This is a genomic window from Pseudomonas sp. P129 (assembly GCF_020312195.1).
In the GTDB taxonomy this organism is placed as follows: Bacteria; Pseudomonadota; Gammaproteobacteria; order Pseudomonadales; family Pseudomonadaceae; genus Aquipseudomonas; species Aquipseudomonas fragariae.
This window is the reverse complement of the sequence record NZ_JAGPYS010000005.1, coordinates 246034-262596: the sequence shown is the minus strand read 5'-3', so window position 1 is coordinate 262596 and position 16563 is coordinate 246034. Positions and strand designations below refer to the sequence as shown.

Here is a 16563-nt window from a genome sequence, read left to right as displayed (position 1 = left end):
TTGAAGAACGATTCACGGGACCCGGTAATTAGCCGCTGACCGGCATCACCGTGACCCGCACCTCCGGATCATGCGTGCCGCCGCCCAGAATCACGCCACGCAACGGTGAGACATCGGAGAAATCGCGCCCCCAGGCCAGGCTGATGTGCTCCAGCGCAGGCTGCACGTTGTTGGTGGGGTCGAAGTCGACCCAGCCCGAGGCCGGACAGAATACCGAGACCCAGGCGTGCGAGGCATCGGCACCGATCAGCCGCGGCTGCCCCGGTGGCGGCTGGGTGAGCAGATAGCCGCTCACATAGCGCGCCGCCAGGCCACGGGAACGCAGACACGCCAGCATCAAATGGGCGAAGTCCTGACACACGCCGCGCCGCCGCTCCAGCACTTCCATCAGCGGCGTGGCGACCTGAGTGGCTTCTTCATCGAAGGTGAATTCCTCGAAAATCTTTTCCATCAAGGCCTGTACGCACAGCAACAACGGGCGGCCCGGCGGGAAACAGACCTGCGAGAACTCGACGAACGAGCGCTTCAGGTGAACGTAGGGGGATTCGAAGCGATAGCGGCAGGCCTCCAGAATGTCCTCGGTCATCGGCTTGGCGCTGTACGTCAGCGCACTGCGGGTCACTTCCCATTCCGGCGACAGATTGAAATCCAGAAACGGCTTCTCCATGACCTCGATACGCAACCGCGCATTGACCTGCAACTCATCGTGCGGACGCTCGAAGGCCAGACGGGTCAGCGGGTTGCCGAACACATCCAGCTCATCACGACGCGTGGTGGGCTCCGGAAGAATCTCCAGCGCCTGCTCGGTGCAACGCTGCCAGGGACTGGTGCGCGGCCACAGGTGCGCCAGTTGCTGGGCCAGCGAGACCGGGCTGTCGTACTTGTAATGCGTGTCATGGAAAATCTGGTAGAAAGCGCTCATCAGACAGACACCGTGCGTTGGCTGACATCATCGACGTGGGCAAAGTGGCGCAACGCCAGGCGATCGGATGCCTGTCCACTGCAATCACCGATGCTCTGCAGCAGGTCCGCCAGCCCGTCGAGCACGGCGTCGATACTGCTCTGGCCAAACAAGGGATTCTCCAGGCTGCCCAGGTCGAACGCGGCAAGACGCTGGGCCAGCACCGCCAGGCTACTGTCGCGTGGCGCATCGAACTCGTCGTTCAGGCGGCGCAACGAGCGCTGCACCAGCTTGAGCTGAAACAGCACCGCATGCGGGTTCTGCTCGTCGAGCAGCAACAGGTCCAGCACCGGAATCAGATGCGGCACCGCCATGTAGCGCGAGCGATAGGTGATGCTGCTGTTACCCAGCTCCAGCAACCACTCCAGTCCGGCCCGCTCGAAAACCACCAGCCCGCGCAAAAACGCCGAGAGACTGGTGCTGAGAAACTTCAGGCGCTCGATCCGTCGCCCGATCATCAGGAAGCTCCAGCCCTCGTCGCGGGTCATGTCATCCATGGCGAAGCCAGACAGGGCCGCCAGCGACATCACCAGACGGTTGAGAAAATCCAGCAGCTCGCCGAAATCCGGCTCTTCGCTTTCCAGGCTCAGGGCCTCGCGCTGCAACTCGACCAGCGCCTGCCAGTTTTCCTTGGATAACTTGCCACGCACTTGCGAGGCCGCCCATTGCAGGCGCTGCAAATTGGCCCGCAGGCTGAACGGCCACTCGTCGCCCATCAGCGCGACAAGCAGGCGATCCTTCAGCTCTTCGCCCTCCTGTGCCTCGGGCAACATGCCCAGGCTCTCGGCCAGCGCGACGGCGGCTTGCAGCGCGAGAGGGTCATCATCGTCGACGTAGCGCGTCAGCATGATGCGCAGCAGGCGCGCACTGTCGTCGCAACGCTCGCAGTAACGGCCAAACCAGAACAGGTTTTCCACCACCCGTGACGGCAGATAGGGGTCGCGACGGATCAGGTCGTAGACACCCAGCTTTCGTTGGCCTTTCCACGGCTCGCCAAGGTGCGAGCGCTCGCCCAGCACCCAGGTGTCCTTGCTTGCCCCGCCACGCTGCATCGAAACCACGTCGGCATCGGCTTCGGCGGCCACTCGGGTCAGGCCGCCCGGCAGCACGCGATAGCCGTCGAGGCTGGCCACGGCATACACACGCATGCCGATGGCGCGCGGCTGCAAACCGGTGCCATCGGCCTGCAGCACCGGAGCATGGGACAACTGCGCCAGCTCCTGCGCGACGTAGGCATAGGGCCGCGACTGCATGCGCTGGGCAAGTGCGAGGCGCTGCTCCTCATTCAGATCACGGCCGAACACCGGCGCAAAGTGCTGCGAGGGGAACGCCGGTTTGATCAACAGATCCGGCAGTTTTTCCAGCGCCTGGGCCAGCACCGGCGGCTCTCCGCACCACCAGGTCGCCACCGAGGGCAGGATCAGATCCTCGCCGAACAGGTATTGACTGATTTTCGGCAAAAAGCCCAATAGCCCAGGCGACTCCAGCACACCACTGCCCAACGCGTTGGCGACCAGTACATTGCCCTGACGCACCGCCTCAAGCAGCCCCGGCACACCCAGCGCAGAATCGGTACGCAATTCCAGAGGGTCGCAGAAGTCATCGTCCAGACGGCGCATGATGGCGTGAACCCGACGCAAGCCGCTGAGGGTTTTCAGGTAGACCGTGGCATCGCGCACCGTCAGATCGCCCCCCTCGACCAGCGGATAGCCCAGTTGCCGCGCCAGGTACAAGTGTTCGAAGTAGCTTTCGTTGAAACGGCCCGACGTCAGCAGAACGATCAGGGGGGCTTCGTTGCTGGTCGGCGCCTGACGGGCCAACGTCTGCTGCAGCGCATCGAAGAAACCCGACAGGTGCCGGACTTGCAGGTCGCGGTAGGTTTCCGGCAAGGCGCGCGCGACGCTCTGGCGGTTTTCCAGCGCATAACCGGCACCCGAAGGCGCCTGGGTACGGTCGGCAGTCACCCACCAGCGCCCGTCCGGGGTACGCGCCAGATCAACGGCGTACATGTGCAGGAACGTGCCTTCCGGAGGCTTCACACCCTGACAGGGCCAGAGAAAGTTGTTGTGGCCAAACACCAGTTCGGCGGGCAACAGGCCATTGGCGATCAGCGTCTGCGGGCCGTAAAGGTCGGCGAGCACTGCGTTGAGCAGCCGCGCACGCTGGGCAATCCCTGCCGCCACGTGCTGCCATTCATCCGCGGCAATGATGTGCGGCAACAGGTCCAGCTCCCACGGGCGATCCGCGCCCTTGGGGTCGGCATAGACGTTGTAGGTGACACCGTTTTCCTGAATCTGCCGGGTCAGCAGGGCCTGGCGCTGGATCAGTTGCGCTGCACTGCTGCGCCGCATGTGCTCGTACAGACGACGCCAGTGCGGGCGAACGGCTCCGTCGGCGTCGAGCATTTCGTGGTAAGTACCCTCGGACAGCGGGTAGTGGTCAAGCAGGTCGGGCATGGAAGGCTCGGCAGGCAACGTAAGGACTTCAGATTAGTGCAGTCAGATGTCACGTCCGTGTGCATCTGACGCACAGAGCCACTGTTTTTTTAATGCAGACGCATATCCAGCGTCATCGGCAGCTCGTCGTTAATGTTGAGCGACGGAACGTCCAGTTTGCCCGGGGTGTGGCCGATGCGGAAGAAACGTGACAGGCGACGGCTTTCCGCTTCGTTGGCGTTGACCGGCAAGGTTTCGTAGTTACGGCCGCCCGGGTGGGCGACATGATACTCGCAGCCACCCAGCGAGCGGTGCATCCAGGTGTCGAGCAGATCGAAAACCAGTGGCGCATGCACGCCGATGGTCGGTTGCAGGCAGTTGGCCGGCTGCCAGGCGCGATAACGCACCCCGGCAACGAACTCGCCGGCCCGCCCGGTCGGCTGCAGAGGCACTGCCACACCGTTACAGGTCAGCACGTAGCGCTGCGGCGGCAGCCCGCTGACATGCACTTGCAGACGCTCCAGCGATGAATCGACGTAACGTACCGCGCCACCAGCCGAACCTTCCTCACCCAGAACATGCCAGGGCTCCAGCGCCTGACGCAGTTCCAGCTCGATACCGTTGACGGCGTAATCGCCCACTTTCGGAAAGCGGAATTCCAGATGTGCAGAGAACCAGTCGGCCTGCACCGGGTAGCCTGCCGCGTTGAGGTCGGCAACCACATCGGCAAAATCCTGCTCGATGAAGTGCGGCAGCATGAAGCGGTCATGCAGTTGCGTGCCCCAGCGCGCCAGTTTCGCGGGGGCGTAGGGTTCACGCCAGAAGCGCGCCACCAGCGCGCGCAGCAACAACTGCTGCGCCAGGCTCATGCGTGCATGCGGCGGCATCTCGAACGCACGCAGCTCCAGCAACCCCAGGCGTCCGGTTGCGCCATCGGGCGAGTAAAGCTTGTCGATGCAGAACTCGGCACGGTGGGTATTGCCGGTGACGTCGATCAGCAGGTTACGCAGCAGTCGGTCCACCACCCACGGCGCAACCTCCTCGCCTGGCTTCGGCATCTGTGCAAAAGCGATTTCCATCTCGTAGAGCGAGTCGTTGCGCGCCTCGTCGATGCGCGGTGCCTGGGACGTCGGGCCGATGAACAGGCCGGAAAACAGGTACGACAGCGAAGGATGGTTGTGCCAGTAGCTGATCAGGCTGCGCAGCAGGTCCGGACGCCTTAGAAACGGCGAGTCCGCCGGCGTGGCGCCGCCCAGGACGAAATGGTTGCCCCCGCCGGTGCCGGTGTGACGGCCATCGATCATGAACTTCTCGGTGGTCAGACGCGTGAGGCGCGCCTGTTCATAGAGAAACTCGGTGCGCTCGACCAGCTCGTCCCAGCTCGCCGAGGGCTGCACGTTGACCTCGATCACGCCAGGGTCCGGGGTGATCCGGAAATTGCACAGCCGCGGATCGCTTGGCGGCTCGTAGCCTTCCAGCAGGATCGGGCACTGCAGTTCTTCTGCCGTCGCTTCGATCACGGCCACCAGCTCAAGGTATTCCTCAAGCTTTTGCAGCGGCGGCATGAACAGGTACAGCCGCCCTTCGCGCGCTTCGGCACACAACGCCGTGCGGGTCAGCCAGTCGGCCGACTCGTCGATCTTCGGCGCGCGCTCGGCGTCCGTGTCTGTGGACTTGAGCGCCGAGGTCAACGAGTCGCTGTCGGCCAGCTCGGGGAAGTCCTGGTTATGGTCGGTCGGGTGAATGAACGGGTATTCCGCCGCCTTGACCCAAGGCTGCGACGCCAGCGGCAATCGATAGCCCAGCGCAGAATCGCCCGGCACCAGACGGCAATGCTCGTCGCGCAGGTACCAGCGGCCACTCTGCCAGCTGTCACCGTCCGCGTTGCGGGCCAGCGGCAGGACCTGACCGATCATCTTGTCCAGCCCCTGGGCAAAGACCTTGCGCAGGCGCGCACGCTCCAGCTCATCGCCCAGCCGCGAGTCTTCGGCCGTGACGTTGACCGGCAACGCGCCTTCGCGCCACAAGTAGTAGAAATTGTCTTCGTAAGCCGGGAACACGAAGCGGGCCGGCAGCTTCAGACGCTCGGCAACGCTGGCCAGAAAACGCCCCGCCAGTTCGCCGGTAGCGCCGTAGTCGCGGGTTTCATCGGCGATCAGTGCATTATTGCGCCACACCGGCTGGCCGTCCTTGCGCCAGAAGCAGTTCAGCGACCAGCGCGGCAACTGCTCACCCGGATACCATTTGCCCTGCCCGAAATGCACGATGCCCAGCGGCGCGTAATGCCCGCGCATGCGCTGGAACAGCTCGGCGGACAGCTCACGCTTGCGCGGCCCCAGCGCGGCGGTGTTCCATTCGGCGCCATCGCGATCGTCGATGGACACGAAGGTCGGCTCGCCGCCCATGGTCAGGCGCACATCGTCGCGCAGCAGATCGGCGTCGATCTGTCGGCCCAGGGCCTGGATGTCCTGCCATTGCGCCTCGGTGTAAGGCTTGGTGACGCGCGGCGCCTCCCAGATACGCTCGACCGACATTTCATGGCTGAATTCGGTTTCGCAGGGCTCGACCAGACCGCTGATCGGTGCTGCAGAGGACGGTTCAGGGCTGCATGCGAGGGGAATGTGCCCTTCACCAGCGAACAGGCCGGAAGTGGCATCCAGCCCGACCCAGCCCGCACCCGGCAGATAGACCTCGCACCAGGCGTGCAGATCGGTGAAGTCGACATCCGTACCCGACGGCCCATCGAGCGCCTCGACATCGGCCTTGAGCTGAATGAGGTAGCCCGACACGAAGCGCGCCGCCATGCCCAGATGACGCAGCAGTTGCACCAGCAGCCAGGCCGAGTCACGGCACGAGCCCGAGGCGTTTTCCAGGGTGAATTCCGGAGTCTGAACGCCCGGTTCCATGCGGATCAGGTAAGCCACGTCCTGACTCAGGCGCTGATTGAGGCCGACTAGAAAGTCGATGGCCGGAATCGGCTCGCGACTGATGCTGTCCAGGTACGCCTGAAATCTCGGGGTCAGCGGCAGTTTTTCGAGGTACGGCGCCAGCTCGCGCTGCTCTTCGCTGGCGTAGGTGAACGGGATGTTCTCGGCGTAGGGCTCGAGGAAGAAGTCGAACGGATTGAACACCGCCATCTCGGCGACCAGATCGACTTCGACGCGGAATTCATCGGTCTTTTCCGGGAAGACCAGACGCGCCAGGTAATTACCTTGAGGGTCCTGCTGCCAGTTGATGAAATGGTTTTCAGGCAGGACTTTCAGCGAATACGACAGCACGCGTGTGCGGCTATGGGCGGCCGGGCGCAGGCGAACGATCTGCGGACCCAGTTCGACCGCGCGGTCGTAGCGATAATGCGTGACATGGTGCAAGGCAATATGAATCGACACGGCGTGCCTCCTGCGAGCCTGAACGGTAATTGAGCCGCGCAAGACTTATGCCATCCGGTCAAAGTCGTGCGCCAACGAGATTGGAACTCCCCGCCTGAACGGGCGCAGCACCAAAATCGTGCCGGCCGAAGCCAGCGGTGCAAGGGTTGCACGCTAATAAGGCAGACAGTGTGGCAGAGGGAATGAGTGGGGGGTGAAGAATTGTGAGCGGCGTGGGTATGTGGCGTTGATGGATAGAGCGGCACGGCGGGAGTGGTGTGACGCGGAGCGTCACGAACGGCATTCCCACGCTGGAGCGTGAGGAACGATGATCTCGACTATCGTGCGACGCTCCGCGTCGACATGCCGTTCTGGACGCTCTGCGTCCGCCTTACTGCCGGTCCCCGGCAGATCGCGAACAAGTTCGCTCCCACGCCCTCCGGGCAGAAGCCCGCTATTCAGCGGCCTTCAGAACCTATGTATGGACACGCAGTTCCGGACGCTCTGCGTCTGCCCTGATACCCCAAGTTAGCGTGGCACCACCGGCTTGCGCTTGGGCGGTTTGGTGCCTTTGCCTTTGGCTGCATCCATGCGCTCCTTGGCGGCCTGCTTGTTGCGCGCCATTGCGGCAGCCTTGGCCTCTTCGCGCTTGTCCCACGGCTTGCTGCCATCGCTTCCGCGCGGCGGCAGGCCGGTGTGCTGGGTCTGGATCAGCGTGGTCTTGGCATTTTTCGCAACCTTGTGGCTGCCCGCCGGCGTCGAGTTCTTGCGGCGCGCACTCTGATAGCTGTCGGTAGCCGGCTGATGCAACGGGATCAGTTGATCCTTGCCCGGCCCGATCAGATCGGCACGGCCCATGCGTTCCAGTGCCTCACGCAGCATCGGCCAGCCTTTCGGATCGTGATAGCGCAGGAAAGCCTTGTGCAGACGACGTTGCGCTTCGCTCTTCACGATGGTGACGGCATCGCTCTTGTAGGTGACCTTGCGCAGCGGGTTCTTGCCCGAGTGGTACATGGCCGTGGCCGTGGCCATCGGCGACGGGTAGAACGCCTGCACCTGGTCCGCACGGAAACCATTGCCCTTGAGCCACAACGCCAGGTTCATCATGTCTTCATCGGTGGTGCCCGGGTGGGCGGCGATGAAGTAAGGAATCAGGTACTGCTCCTTGCCGGCTTCCCTGGTGTACTTCTCGAACATGCGCTTGAACTTGTCATAGCTGCCAATGCCCGGCTTCATCATCTGGTTGAGCGGACCTTCCTCGGTGTGTTCCGGGGCGATCTTCAGGTAACCACCGACGTGGTGCGTGACCAGTTCCTTGACGTACTCCGGCGACTCGACCGCGAGGTCGTAGCGCAGGCCAGAGGCGATCAGGATCTTTTTCACGCCCGGCAAGGCGCGCGCGCTGCGATACAGCTGGATCAGCGACGAGTGATCGGTATTCAGGTTCGGGCAGATACCCGGGAATACGCAGGACGGCTTGCGGCAGGCCGACTCGATCTCCGGGCTTTTGCAGGCGATGCGATACATGTTCGCGGTCGGCCCGCCCAGGTCGGAAATGACCCCGGTAAAGCCCGGCACCTTGTCGCGTATCTCTTCGATTTCGCGAATGATCGATTCTTCGGAGCGGTTCTGAATGATCCGTCCTTCGTGCTCGGTGATCGAGCAGAAGGTGCAGCCACCGAAGCAGCCACGCATGATGTTCACCGAGAAACGAATCATGTCGTAGGCAGGGATCTTTTCCTTGCCGTACGCAGGATGCGGGACGCGCGCGTAAGGCATGCCGAACACGTAGTCCATTTCTTCAGTGGTCATCGGAATGGGCGGCGGATTGAACCAGACGTCAACGTCGCCATGCTTCTGAACCAGCGCGCGAGCGTTGCCCGGGTTGGTTTCGAGATGCAGCACGCGGTTGGCGTGGGCATACAGCACAGCGTCGTTACGGACCTTTTCCACTGAAGGCAGGCGGATGACCGTCTTGTCGCGGGTCATGCGCGGGCTGGCAAGAATCTGCACCACCTTGGCTTCGTTGGGGTCCTCGACGTTGCCCTTTTCCTGCTCGATGGCGCAGGCCTGAGTGTCCTGGGTGTTGACGTACGGGTTGATGATCTTGTCGACCTTGCCCGGACGGTCGATACGCGTGGAATCGACCTCATACCAGCCCTGCGGCGTGTCACGACGAATGAACGCCGTACCGCGCACGTCGGTGATGTCTTCGATCTTGTGGCCGTAGGACAGGCGCTGGGCGACTTCGACAATCGCACGTTCGGCATTGCCGTACAGCAGGATGTCGGCACAGGCGTCGATCAGGATCGAGTTGCGAACCTTGTCCTGCCAGTAGTCATAGTGCGCGATGCGGCGCAGCGAAGCTTCGATGCCACCCAGCACGATAGGCACGTGCTTGTAGGCTTCCTTGCAGCGCTGGCTGTACACCAGACTTGCGCGGTCCGGACGTTTGCCGGCCATGCCGCCCGGGGTATAGGCGTCATCGGAGCGAATTTTCTTGTCCGCGGTATAGCGGTTGATCATCGAGTCCATGTTGCCGGCAGCGACACCGAAAAACAGATTCGGCTCGCCGAGCTTCATGAAGTCGTCTTTGGACTGCCAGTCGGGCTGCGCGATGATCCCGACCCGAAAGCCCTGGGATTCGAGCAGACGACCGATGATCGCCATGCCGAAAGACGGGTGATCCACGTACGCATCACCGGTAACGATGATGATGTCGCAGGAATCCCAGCCAAGCAGATCCATTTCTTCCCGGCTCATGGGCAGGAAAGGTGCTGGTCCGAAACATTCGGCCCAGTACTTGGGATAATCAAATAACGGCTTGGCTGATTGCATGTTCAGGACCTACGTTTGCACGTTGGAAAAATCGCGGGCGCGGAATATAGCACATTTTTTGATCAAGTCCGACGGCAATGGTCGGAATAGCAAGATCATTCGCCCGGCGTGCCTCACTGCTATTTATCACAGTACCGCGACTTATCGAGTCGGAATACCCTGATTCCGCGCTCTGATGGAAATCTACGACCATGCCTGATTCCCTGCACCGACATACACCCACGCTTATGGTGACTGATAGCCGGGGGCTGCCAATCCGCAGTGTGAGTTATTACCGCGGCACACCGGGTGATAGTTCGCAGGCGCGCCCGGAACGCCAGCAGTATGATGCAGCGGCAAGACCCGTCGCCAGATGGGACGCCAGGCTATTCAGGCAATTGACCACCGAGCCATTCACTCGCCCGAACCTGAGCACGGTATTCAGCCTCACCGGCGCGCCCCTGGCGGTAAACAGTGTCGACGCAGGCTGCCGGGTTTCCCTTTATGGCGAGGCGGGTCAGTTGCTGGAACACCATGACGCACGCGGTACCCACTGGACAACCCGCTACGACGAACTGCTGCGCCCCTTGGCGATCAACGAAAAGCCCAGGGGCCAGCCCTGCCGAACATCAGAACGTTTCTCATATGCCGATAGTTCAGAGCTGGCCGCTGCCAACAATGTCTGCGGCCACCTGATTCAGACTTACGACGGATCGGGTAGCGATCTTATCGATGCCTGTGGCGTATCAGGGCAGATTCTCCAGCAGACCCGACGCTTTCTGCAGAAGAACGATCTACCGAACTGGCCTGAAGACGCTCTGCATCAGGATGAGCTGCTGGAGCCCGGCCCTGGTTTCTCAAGCAAAGCACGCTTCAACGCTATGGGCGAGGTACTTGACCAAACCGATGCATCAGGCAATCGTCATACGTCGACCTATGACGTGTCGGGCCAGTTGAAGGCTACCCGCCTGAGGGTGATGAACGGGAGCGATCAGGTACTGCTGCATGGATTGATGTACGACGCGCATGGCCGTATCGAGTCGCAAACAGCCGGTAACGGAGTCATCAGTTGCGCAAGCTTTGATCCTGCTGATGGTCGCATGGGTGAGCTAATCACCTACCGTCCGGGAGTCAAGCAACTGCAGCACCTGCTGTACGACTACGACCCAGTGGGAAATGTAACCAGGATTCGGGACGAGGCACAGCCCGCACGCCACTGTTCAGGCCAGCGCATTGATGCCGTCAATGAATACGAATATGACAGCCTTTACCAGTTAATCAGGGCCAGCGGTCGCGAAACCGCCCTGGCGGGGATTCGCCCTGAATTACCGGAGCTCGCCCGGCTACCAGTGGATGAAAGTCAGCTACTCAATTACACCCAACGTTATTCCTACGACGATGCGGGCAATCTCTTAAAGCTCATTCACAAGGGTGCGCAAGCGTACACACGTCACATGATCGTCGATACCAAAAGCAACCGGGCCTTGCCCTGGAGCGAGGGTAACGCGCCACCAGACTTCGATAAACAATTCGACGCCAATGGCAATCAGCAAGCGCTGGTTGCGGGACGAGCGCTGCACTGGGACTCGGGAAACCGCCTGATCAAGGTGGATGCCGTTACTCGTTCCGAGCAACCAGAAGACGGCGAACACTACGCTTACGACGCTAGCGGCCAGCGCATGCGTAAAACAGCGAAGGCCATGACCCGGACATTCCAGCACCAATGCGACGTGCGCTATTTGCCAGGCCTGGAAATCCGTACAAACAGTGCAACCGGCGAGCGACTGGAAGTCATCACAGTGTACGCCGGACGGACTAACGTGCGCTGCCTGCACTGGCTAGAGGGCAAACCGGATGCGATAGACAACAATCAGCTCCGCTACAGCATCGGTGACCACCTGGGCTCAAGCACACTTGAGCTGGATGCCCAGGCAAAGCTGATCAGCCATGAAGGGTATTACCCGTTCGGAGGGACCGCATGGTGGGCTGCGCGCTCGGCTGTTGAAGCGTCCTATAAAGTCATCCGCTACTCTGGCAAGGAGCGGGACAGCACGGGTCTTTATTACTACGGCGTGAGGTATTACGCGCCTTGGCTGATGCGCTGGATGAGTGCAGACCCGCTAGGCGATGTAGAGGGGCTGAACCTTTACCGAATGACCAGAAACAACCCCGTCAGCAGAGTCGACCCAGAGGGTGGCCAGAGCATTGATTTTGACGGCATGACGCTCATTTCCATAGGCATTACTATTGGGGTAGTCGCTATGGGACTGACCACCTGGGCACTTCTAGCCTACACCTCGTGGACCCGGAAAAACGCCAGACTAAAGGACTATAGGGCTTTTTCTGATAGTGCGGCCAGTGAGTTTGGGCTTGACAGCAATGAGATTAAAGAACTTCACGGCTTCATGAGCAGCGTCAACGCGAGACCCAGGGATATATTTTTTCGGCACGACGACCCGACTGGATCGGTACATGCGTATTACCTCCCCAAATCAGTCCAGCAAGACTTTTTCAAAAAACACAGCAAATCGCCTGAATTCTTAAGCCAGTCAACGAAACTCATCCACATGGAGCTTAGGGCCGCAGAGTATCCTGACCTGTCCCGCCGCGCGAGCAATGTGAGCAATGTGAGCACCTTAAGCAACGTGAGCAACCGGACATCTATTACTGAGACATCAGAACCCACCGTATCTCCTGAAGATAAAAAGCGTTATCGCGACTCTGCAGGAACAAGTACATCCACGCCTGAAGCCCCCAGTCTTAATGCCCCAGTAAAAAAGAAGCGAGCGACAACATTCGCCAAGGTTGCTATCGGCGACTTTTTTAACTCCACAGTGTTCGAGGATGCTAAAAACACATTTGGAGAGGATGAAGTGACATCAGCCGTCACCAAGGCGATCGACAGTTTCAATGAGCGAGGTTTTAACGGCGCCTCAGCACACAAGTTAAGGACAGGAGAAATCTCTCTGGACCTTCTCGGGTTAGGCGGCGCCACAGGCAGAGGCAGAATGCGGTTGCTACTGGCAAAAAACAAAAAAACAGGGCGATTGTATCCAACCCGAATCACGGATACGCACCGATAGATGCTGCCACCGTCTCAGCACGAGCCATGATGAAACGGCAACAGCATCTGGCGGCAAAATCAATCGTCGTCAAAGTTGTAACTGCCCGGTGCCAGATTCTCGAAGCGCGTGTATTTGCCGATGAACGCCAGGCGCGTGGTGCCGATGGGGCCGTTACGCTGCTTGCCGATGATGATCTCGGCAATGCCCTTGTGCTCGGTTTCCGGGTGATACACCTCGTCCCGGTAAACGAACATGATGACGTCGGCATCCTGCTCGATCGCTCCGGATTCCCGGAGGTCGGAGTTGATCGGGCGTTTGTTGGGACGCTGCTCAAGGGAGCGGTTGAGCTGCGACAGGGCAATCACCGGGCAGTTGAATTCCTTGGCCAGTGCTTTCAACGAGCGCGAGATCTCGGAAATCTCGTTGGTACGGTTGTCGCCACTGGAGCCGGGAATCTGCATCAACTGCAGGTAGTCGATCATGATCATGGCGATGTCGCCATGCTCACGCACGATCCGCCGCGTCCGCGCGCGCATTTCGGACGGGCTGATACCGGCCGTGTCGTCGATGAACAGCTTGCGGTCATTGAGCAGATTGACCGCCGATGTCAGACGCGGCCAGTCATCGTCATCAAGCTGGCCGGCCCGCACCTTGGTCTGGTCGATGCGCCCCAGCGAGGACAACATACGCATGATCAGCGATTCGCCTGGCATCTCCAGCGAGTAGACCAGCACCACCTTGTCACTGCGCAGCACCGCGTTCTCGACCAGGTTCATGGCGAAGGTGGTCTTACCCATCGACGGACGTCCGGCGACGATGATCAGGTCGGAGGGTTGCAGTCCGCTGGTCTTTTCATCGAGATCGGTATACCCGGTCGACAGCCCGGTAATGGCGTTGTCGCTGTTGAACAGCGTATCGATACGGTCGATGGCCTTGGTCAGCAGGTCGTTGACGCTGACCGGACCGCCGGTCTTGGGGCGCGCTTCGGCGATCTGGAAGATCTGCCGTTCAGCCTCGTCAAGAATCTCTTCGGCGGTCCGGCCTTCGGGGTTGAACGCACTGTCGGCGATTTCGGTACTGATGCCGATCAACTGCCGAAGCGTGGCCCGGGCCCGGACGATCTGCGCGTAGGCCTTGATGTTGGCGACAGAAGGCGTGTTTTTCGCCAGCTCACTGAGGTAGCCCAGGCCGCCCACTTGCGAGGTCTGCCCTTCCTTGTCCAGCTGTTCAGCCAGGGTGACCACGTCGATCGGGCTGTTCTGGTCGGCCAATCGGGCGATGGCGCGGAATATCAGGCGGTGGTCATGTCGATAGAAATCGCCATCGGAAACTTGATCGAGCACCCGCTCCCAGGCGTTGTTGTCCAGCATCAGACCACCGAGTACAGCCTGTTCGGCCTCAATGGAATGTGGCGGCACCTTCAGGGCGGCGGTTTGCAGATCGTATTGCTCGGGGGCGGAAATATCGTTCATGGCCACTTTAATTCGGGGTTTGCAGAATGGGGATGGCACAAAGACAAAGGGCACGACCTGTAAACAGGATCGTGCCCGATGTTAATCCTCTGGCAGCAATGCCGCCAGACGATTACGTGTTGCTTAAGCAGCCACTACGACAACGCGTACGGTTGCTTCTACGTCGCTGTGCAGGTGCACGGCTACGTCGAATTCACCAACGTTGCGGATAGTGCCGTTCGGCAGACGAACTTCGCTTTTTGCAACTTCAACGCCAGAGGCGGTCAGTGCATCAGCGATGTCGTGGGTGCCGATCGAACCGAACAGCTTGCCTTCGTCACCAGCGGTGGCAGTGATAGTCACTTCCAGCTCAGCCAGTTGGGCTGCGCGAGTTTCGGCAGATGCTTTCTTGTCTGCAGCCAGTTTTTCCAGCTCGGCACGACGCTCTTCAAACGCAGCCACGTTGGCAGCGGTTGCAGCGGTTGCTTTGCCGTAAGGCAGCAGGTAGTTACGACCGTAGCCGGCCTTAACGTTTACTTTGTCGCCCAGGTTGCCCAGGTTGGCGACTTTTTCCAGAAGGATCAGTTGCATGTGGAAATCCTCTTAACTTTTAACCTTCACCGTTCGCAGGACCATTGCCGGAATCTTTCGAGCTCCGGCGACCGCGAAAATCAATCAGGCTGTCGACAATGGCAATTACCACGAGCAACGGATAAATCAGCTGCATGAACACCAGCAGCGTGATGTACATCCCCACCAGCCAGAACCTGGACAGACGCTTTTCAGCGACCAGTCCGTGAATCAGGGCCAGGCCCGCAAAGACCAGCGGTACGCTGCACAGCGGTGTAAGCATCGCTATCTGCGGACCGAAATTCGGCCCCACCAGCATGCACACCACCAGCACCAACGCCGGCACCAGCGGGAGTTTCACAGCGCGAAATTCACGCCCGAAACCACCAGGGTTGTACAACATCGCTTGCCAGTACCGCCCAAGAATCAGGCACAGCACACTGACGATTTGCAGCACAGCCGCTATCAGGCCATTCAGGACGGGTGCAATCAGTGCCCCCAGACGCGCTCGCTCTTCTACGTTCAACTGCTCGTAGAGCCCGGCCAGCATTGTCGGCAGATGTTTCTGCAACTCCTGCGACATTGCTTCCAGAGGTTCGCGAAAAACCGTGCCCAGAATTACTGCATACACCACACCCAACGCCACGCTGACCAGCAGCACGCGGACCCAGGACTCGCTGGCACGCAAAACCATTGCCAAACTCAGTGAACCCGCCAGCACCATGGCTGTACGAGGCTCACCGAAATACCACCAGACCAAAGCCGGCAGCAGAGCCCAGGCCAGGACACCAACGGCATCACTGAACCCGCGTCGCAGGAGCACAAGGCACCCTGCGGCAGCACTCAACCAGAACAACAGCGGCAATGCCGCACATCCAGCCACTACGAGAGTGGCCTGCATACGGCCGCGCATGATGAATTCAGCCAGGGCACGCATGCTTTCTATCCTTTGTTACGTTTTGTCGACTACCTGGTCTCAGCGGCCGTGGCTGTCGGTGTAGGCCAGCAGGGCCAGGAAGCGGGCACGCTTGATAGCGGTGGCCAGCTGACGCTGATAACGTGCTTTGGTACCCGTGATACGGCTTGGAACGATTTTGCCGGTCTCGGATACGTAGGCTTTCAGAGTGTTGAGATCTTTGTAATCGATCTCTTTGACGTCTTCAGCGGTGAAGCGGCAGAATTTACGACGACGGAAGAAACGTGCCATGTAATTGGCTCCTCAAAAGGTCCGTGGATTACTCGTCAGCGTTATCGCTAACGTCGCTGTTGTCGCCGTCATCGCCATCGGCGCTGTCGGAGTGCTCAGGACGGTCACGACGCTCACGGCGCTCACTGCGGTTCTCTTCAGCCTTGAGCATCTCGGACTGGCCGGTTACGGCTTCGTCGCGACGGATGACCAGGTTACGGATCACAGCATCGTTGTAACGGAAGTTGTCTTCCAGCTCGGCCAGAGCCTTGCCAGTGCACTCAACGTTCAGCATCACGTAGTGAGCCTTGTGAACATTGTTGATTGCGTAAGCCAGTTGACGACGGCCCCAATCTTCCAGACGGTGGATTTTGCCGCCGTCTTCTTCGATCAGCTTGGTGTAACGCTCTACCATGCCGCCGACTTGCTCGCTTTGATCCGGGTGGACCAAAAAGATAATTTCGTAATGACGCATGAATGCTCCTTACGGGTTGTAGCCTGCCGCTCAAATAGCGGTCAGACAAGGAGTGAATGACACTGTTGGTCTTGCTCAGGGACAGGCACATGCGCGCCTGCCGTGACAGCAAGGGGCGCAAGTGTAGAGAAGGCAGCTGCAAGCTGCAAGTGGAAAGCTACAAATGGGGAAGGAGCTACAAGCTGCAAGTGGAAAGCTACAAGTAGAAGCAGTCCGCTTGTAGCTTGTAGCTTGT

Annotated in this window: 10 protein-coding genes; 1 reads left to right on the top strand and 9 read right to left on the bottom strand. The window is 60.1% G+C overall.

Annotation, left to right across the window (positions count from 1 at the left end; genetic code table 11):
* Positions 1 to 28 precede the first annotated feature (28 nt).
* From KBY02_RS14900 to KBY02_RS14885, 4 genes are all read right to left on the bottom strand, one after another.
* Positions 29 to 922, bottom strand: coding sequence for a transglutaminase family protein (locus KBY02_RS14900; RefSeq protein ID WP_096126984.1), 894 nt, complete (start codon positions 920 to 922; stop codon positions 29 to 31).
* A complete protein-coding gene (locus KBY02_RS14895) occupies positions 922 to 3417 on the bottom strand; it encodes a circularly permuted type 2 ATP-grasp protein (RefSeq protein WP_096104486.1) in 2496 nt (831 codons plus the stop codon). Before KBY02_RS14895 ends, KBY02_RS14900 begins: the two co-directional genes overlap by 1 nt.
* Before the next feature lie 89 nt (positions 3418 to 3506).
* Positions 3507 to 6785 carry a DUF2126 domain-containing protein gene (locus KBY02_RS14890; protein WP_096135201.1) on the bottom strand — a complete coding sequence of 1093 codons (3279 nt, stop codon included), beginning with the start codon at positions 6783 to 6785 and terminating at the stop codon, positions 3507 to 3509.
* Between the two features lie 507 nt (positions 6786 to 7292).
* Positions 7293 to 9602: a YgiQ family radical SAM protein gene (locus KBY02_RS14885; protein ID WP_024638297.1), complete on the bottom strand. Its 2310-nt coding sequence runs from the start codon at positions 9600 to 9602 to the stop codon at positions 7293 to 7295.
* Between the two features lie 191 nt (positions 9603 to 9793).
* On the opposite strand from KBY02_RS14885, the gene KBY02_RS14880 reads away from it, so the two are divergent.
* A complete protein-coding gene (locus KBY02_RS14880) occupies positions 9794 to 12664 on the top strand; it encodes an RHS repeat-associated core domain-containing protein (protein WP_096104488.1) in 2871 nt (956 codons plus the stop codon).
* A gap of 59 nt (positions 12665 to 12723) precedes the next feature.
* Here KBY02_RS14880 and dnaB read toward each other — a convergent pair whose 3' ends face one another.
* The 5 genes from dnaB to rpsF all read right to left on the bottom strand — a co-directional run bounded on the left by dnaB (position 12724) and on the right by rpsF (position 16328).
* Positions 12724 to 14118, bottom strand: a complete 1395-nt coding sequence (dnaB, locus tag KBY02_RS14875) for a replicative DNA helicase (protein ID WP_003317209.1) — start codon at positions 14116 to 14118, stop codon at positions 12724 to 12726.
* Between the two features lie 123 nt (positions 14119 to 14241).
* Positions 14242 to 14688, bottom strand: a complete 447-nt coding sequence (gene rplI, locus KBY02_RS14870) for a 50S ribosomal protein L9 (protein ID WP_003317208.1) — start codon at positions 14686 to 14688, stop codon at positions 14242 to 14244.
* 19 nt (positions 14689 to 14707) lie between these two features.
* The gene (locus KBY02_RS14865) at positions 14708 to 15604 is read right to left on the bottom strand and encodes a hypothetical protein (RefSeq protein ID WP_004407837.1); all 897 of its coding nucleotides are present in this window, start codon (positions 15602 to 15604) and stop codon (positions 14708 to 14710) included.
* 39 nt (positions 15605 to 15643) lie between these two features.
* A complete protein-coding gene (rpsR, locus tag KBY02_RS14860; RefSeq protein ID WP_002551829.1) occupies positions 15644 to 15874 on the bottom strand; it encodes a 30S ribosomal protein S18 in 231 nt (76 codons plus the stop codon).
* Between the two features lie 28 nt (positions 15875 to 15902).
* Positions 15903 to 16328, bottom strand: coding sequence for a 30S ribosomal protein S6 (gene rpsF / locus KBY02_RS14855; RefSeq protein ID WP_002551828.1), 426 nt, complete (start codon positions 16326 to 16328; stop codon positions 15903 to 15905).
* Positions 16329 to 16563: the final 235 nt, after the last annotated feature.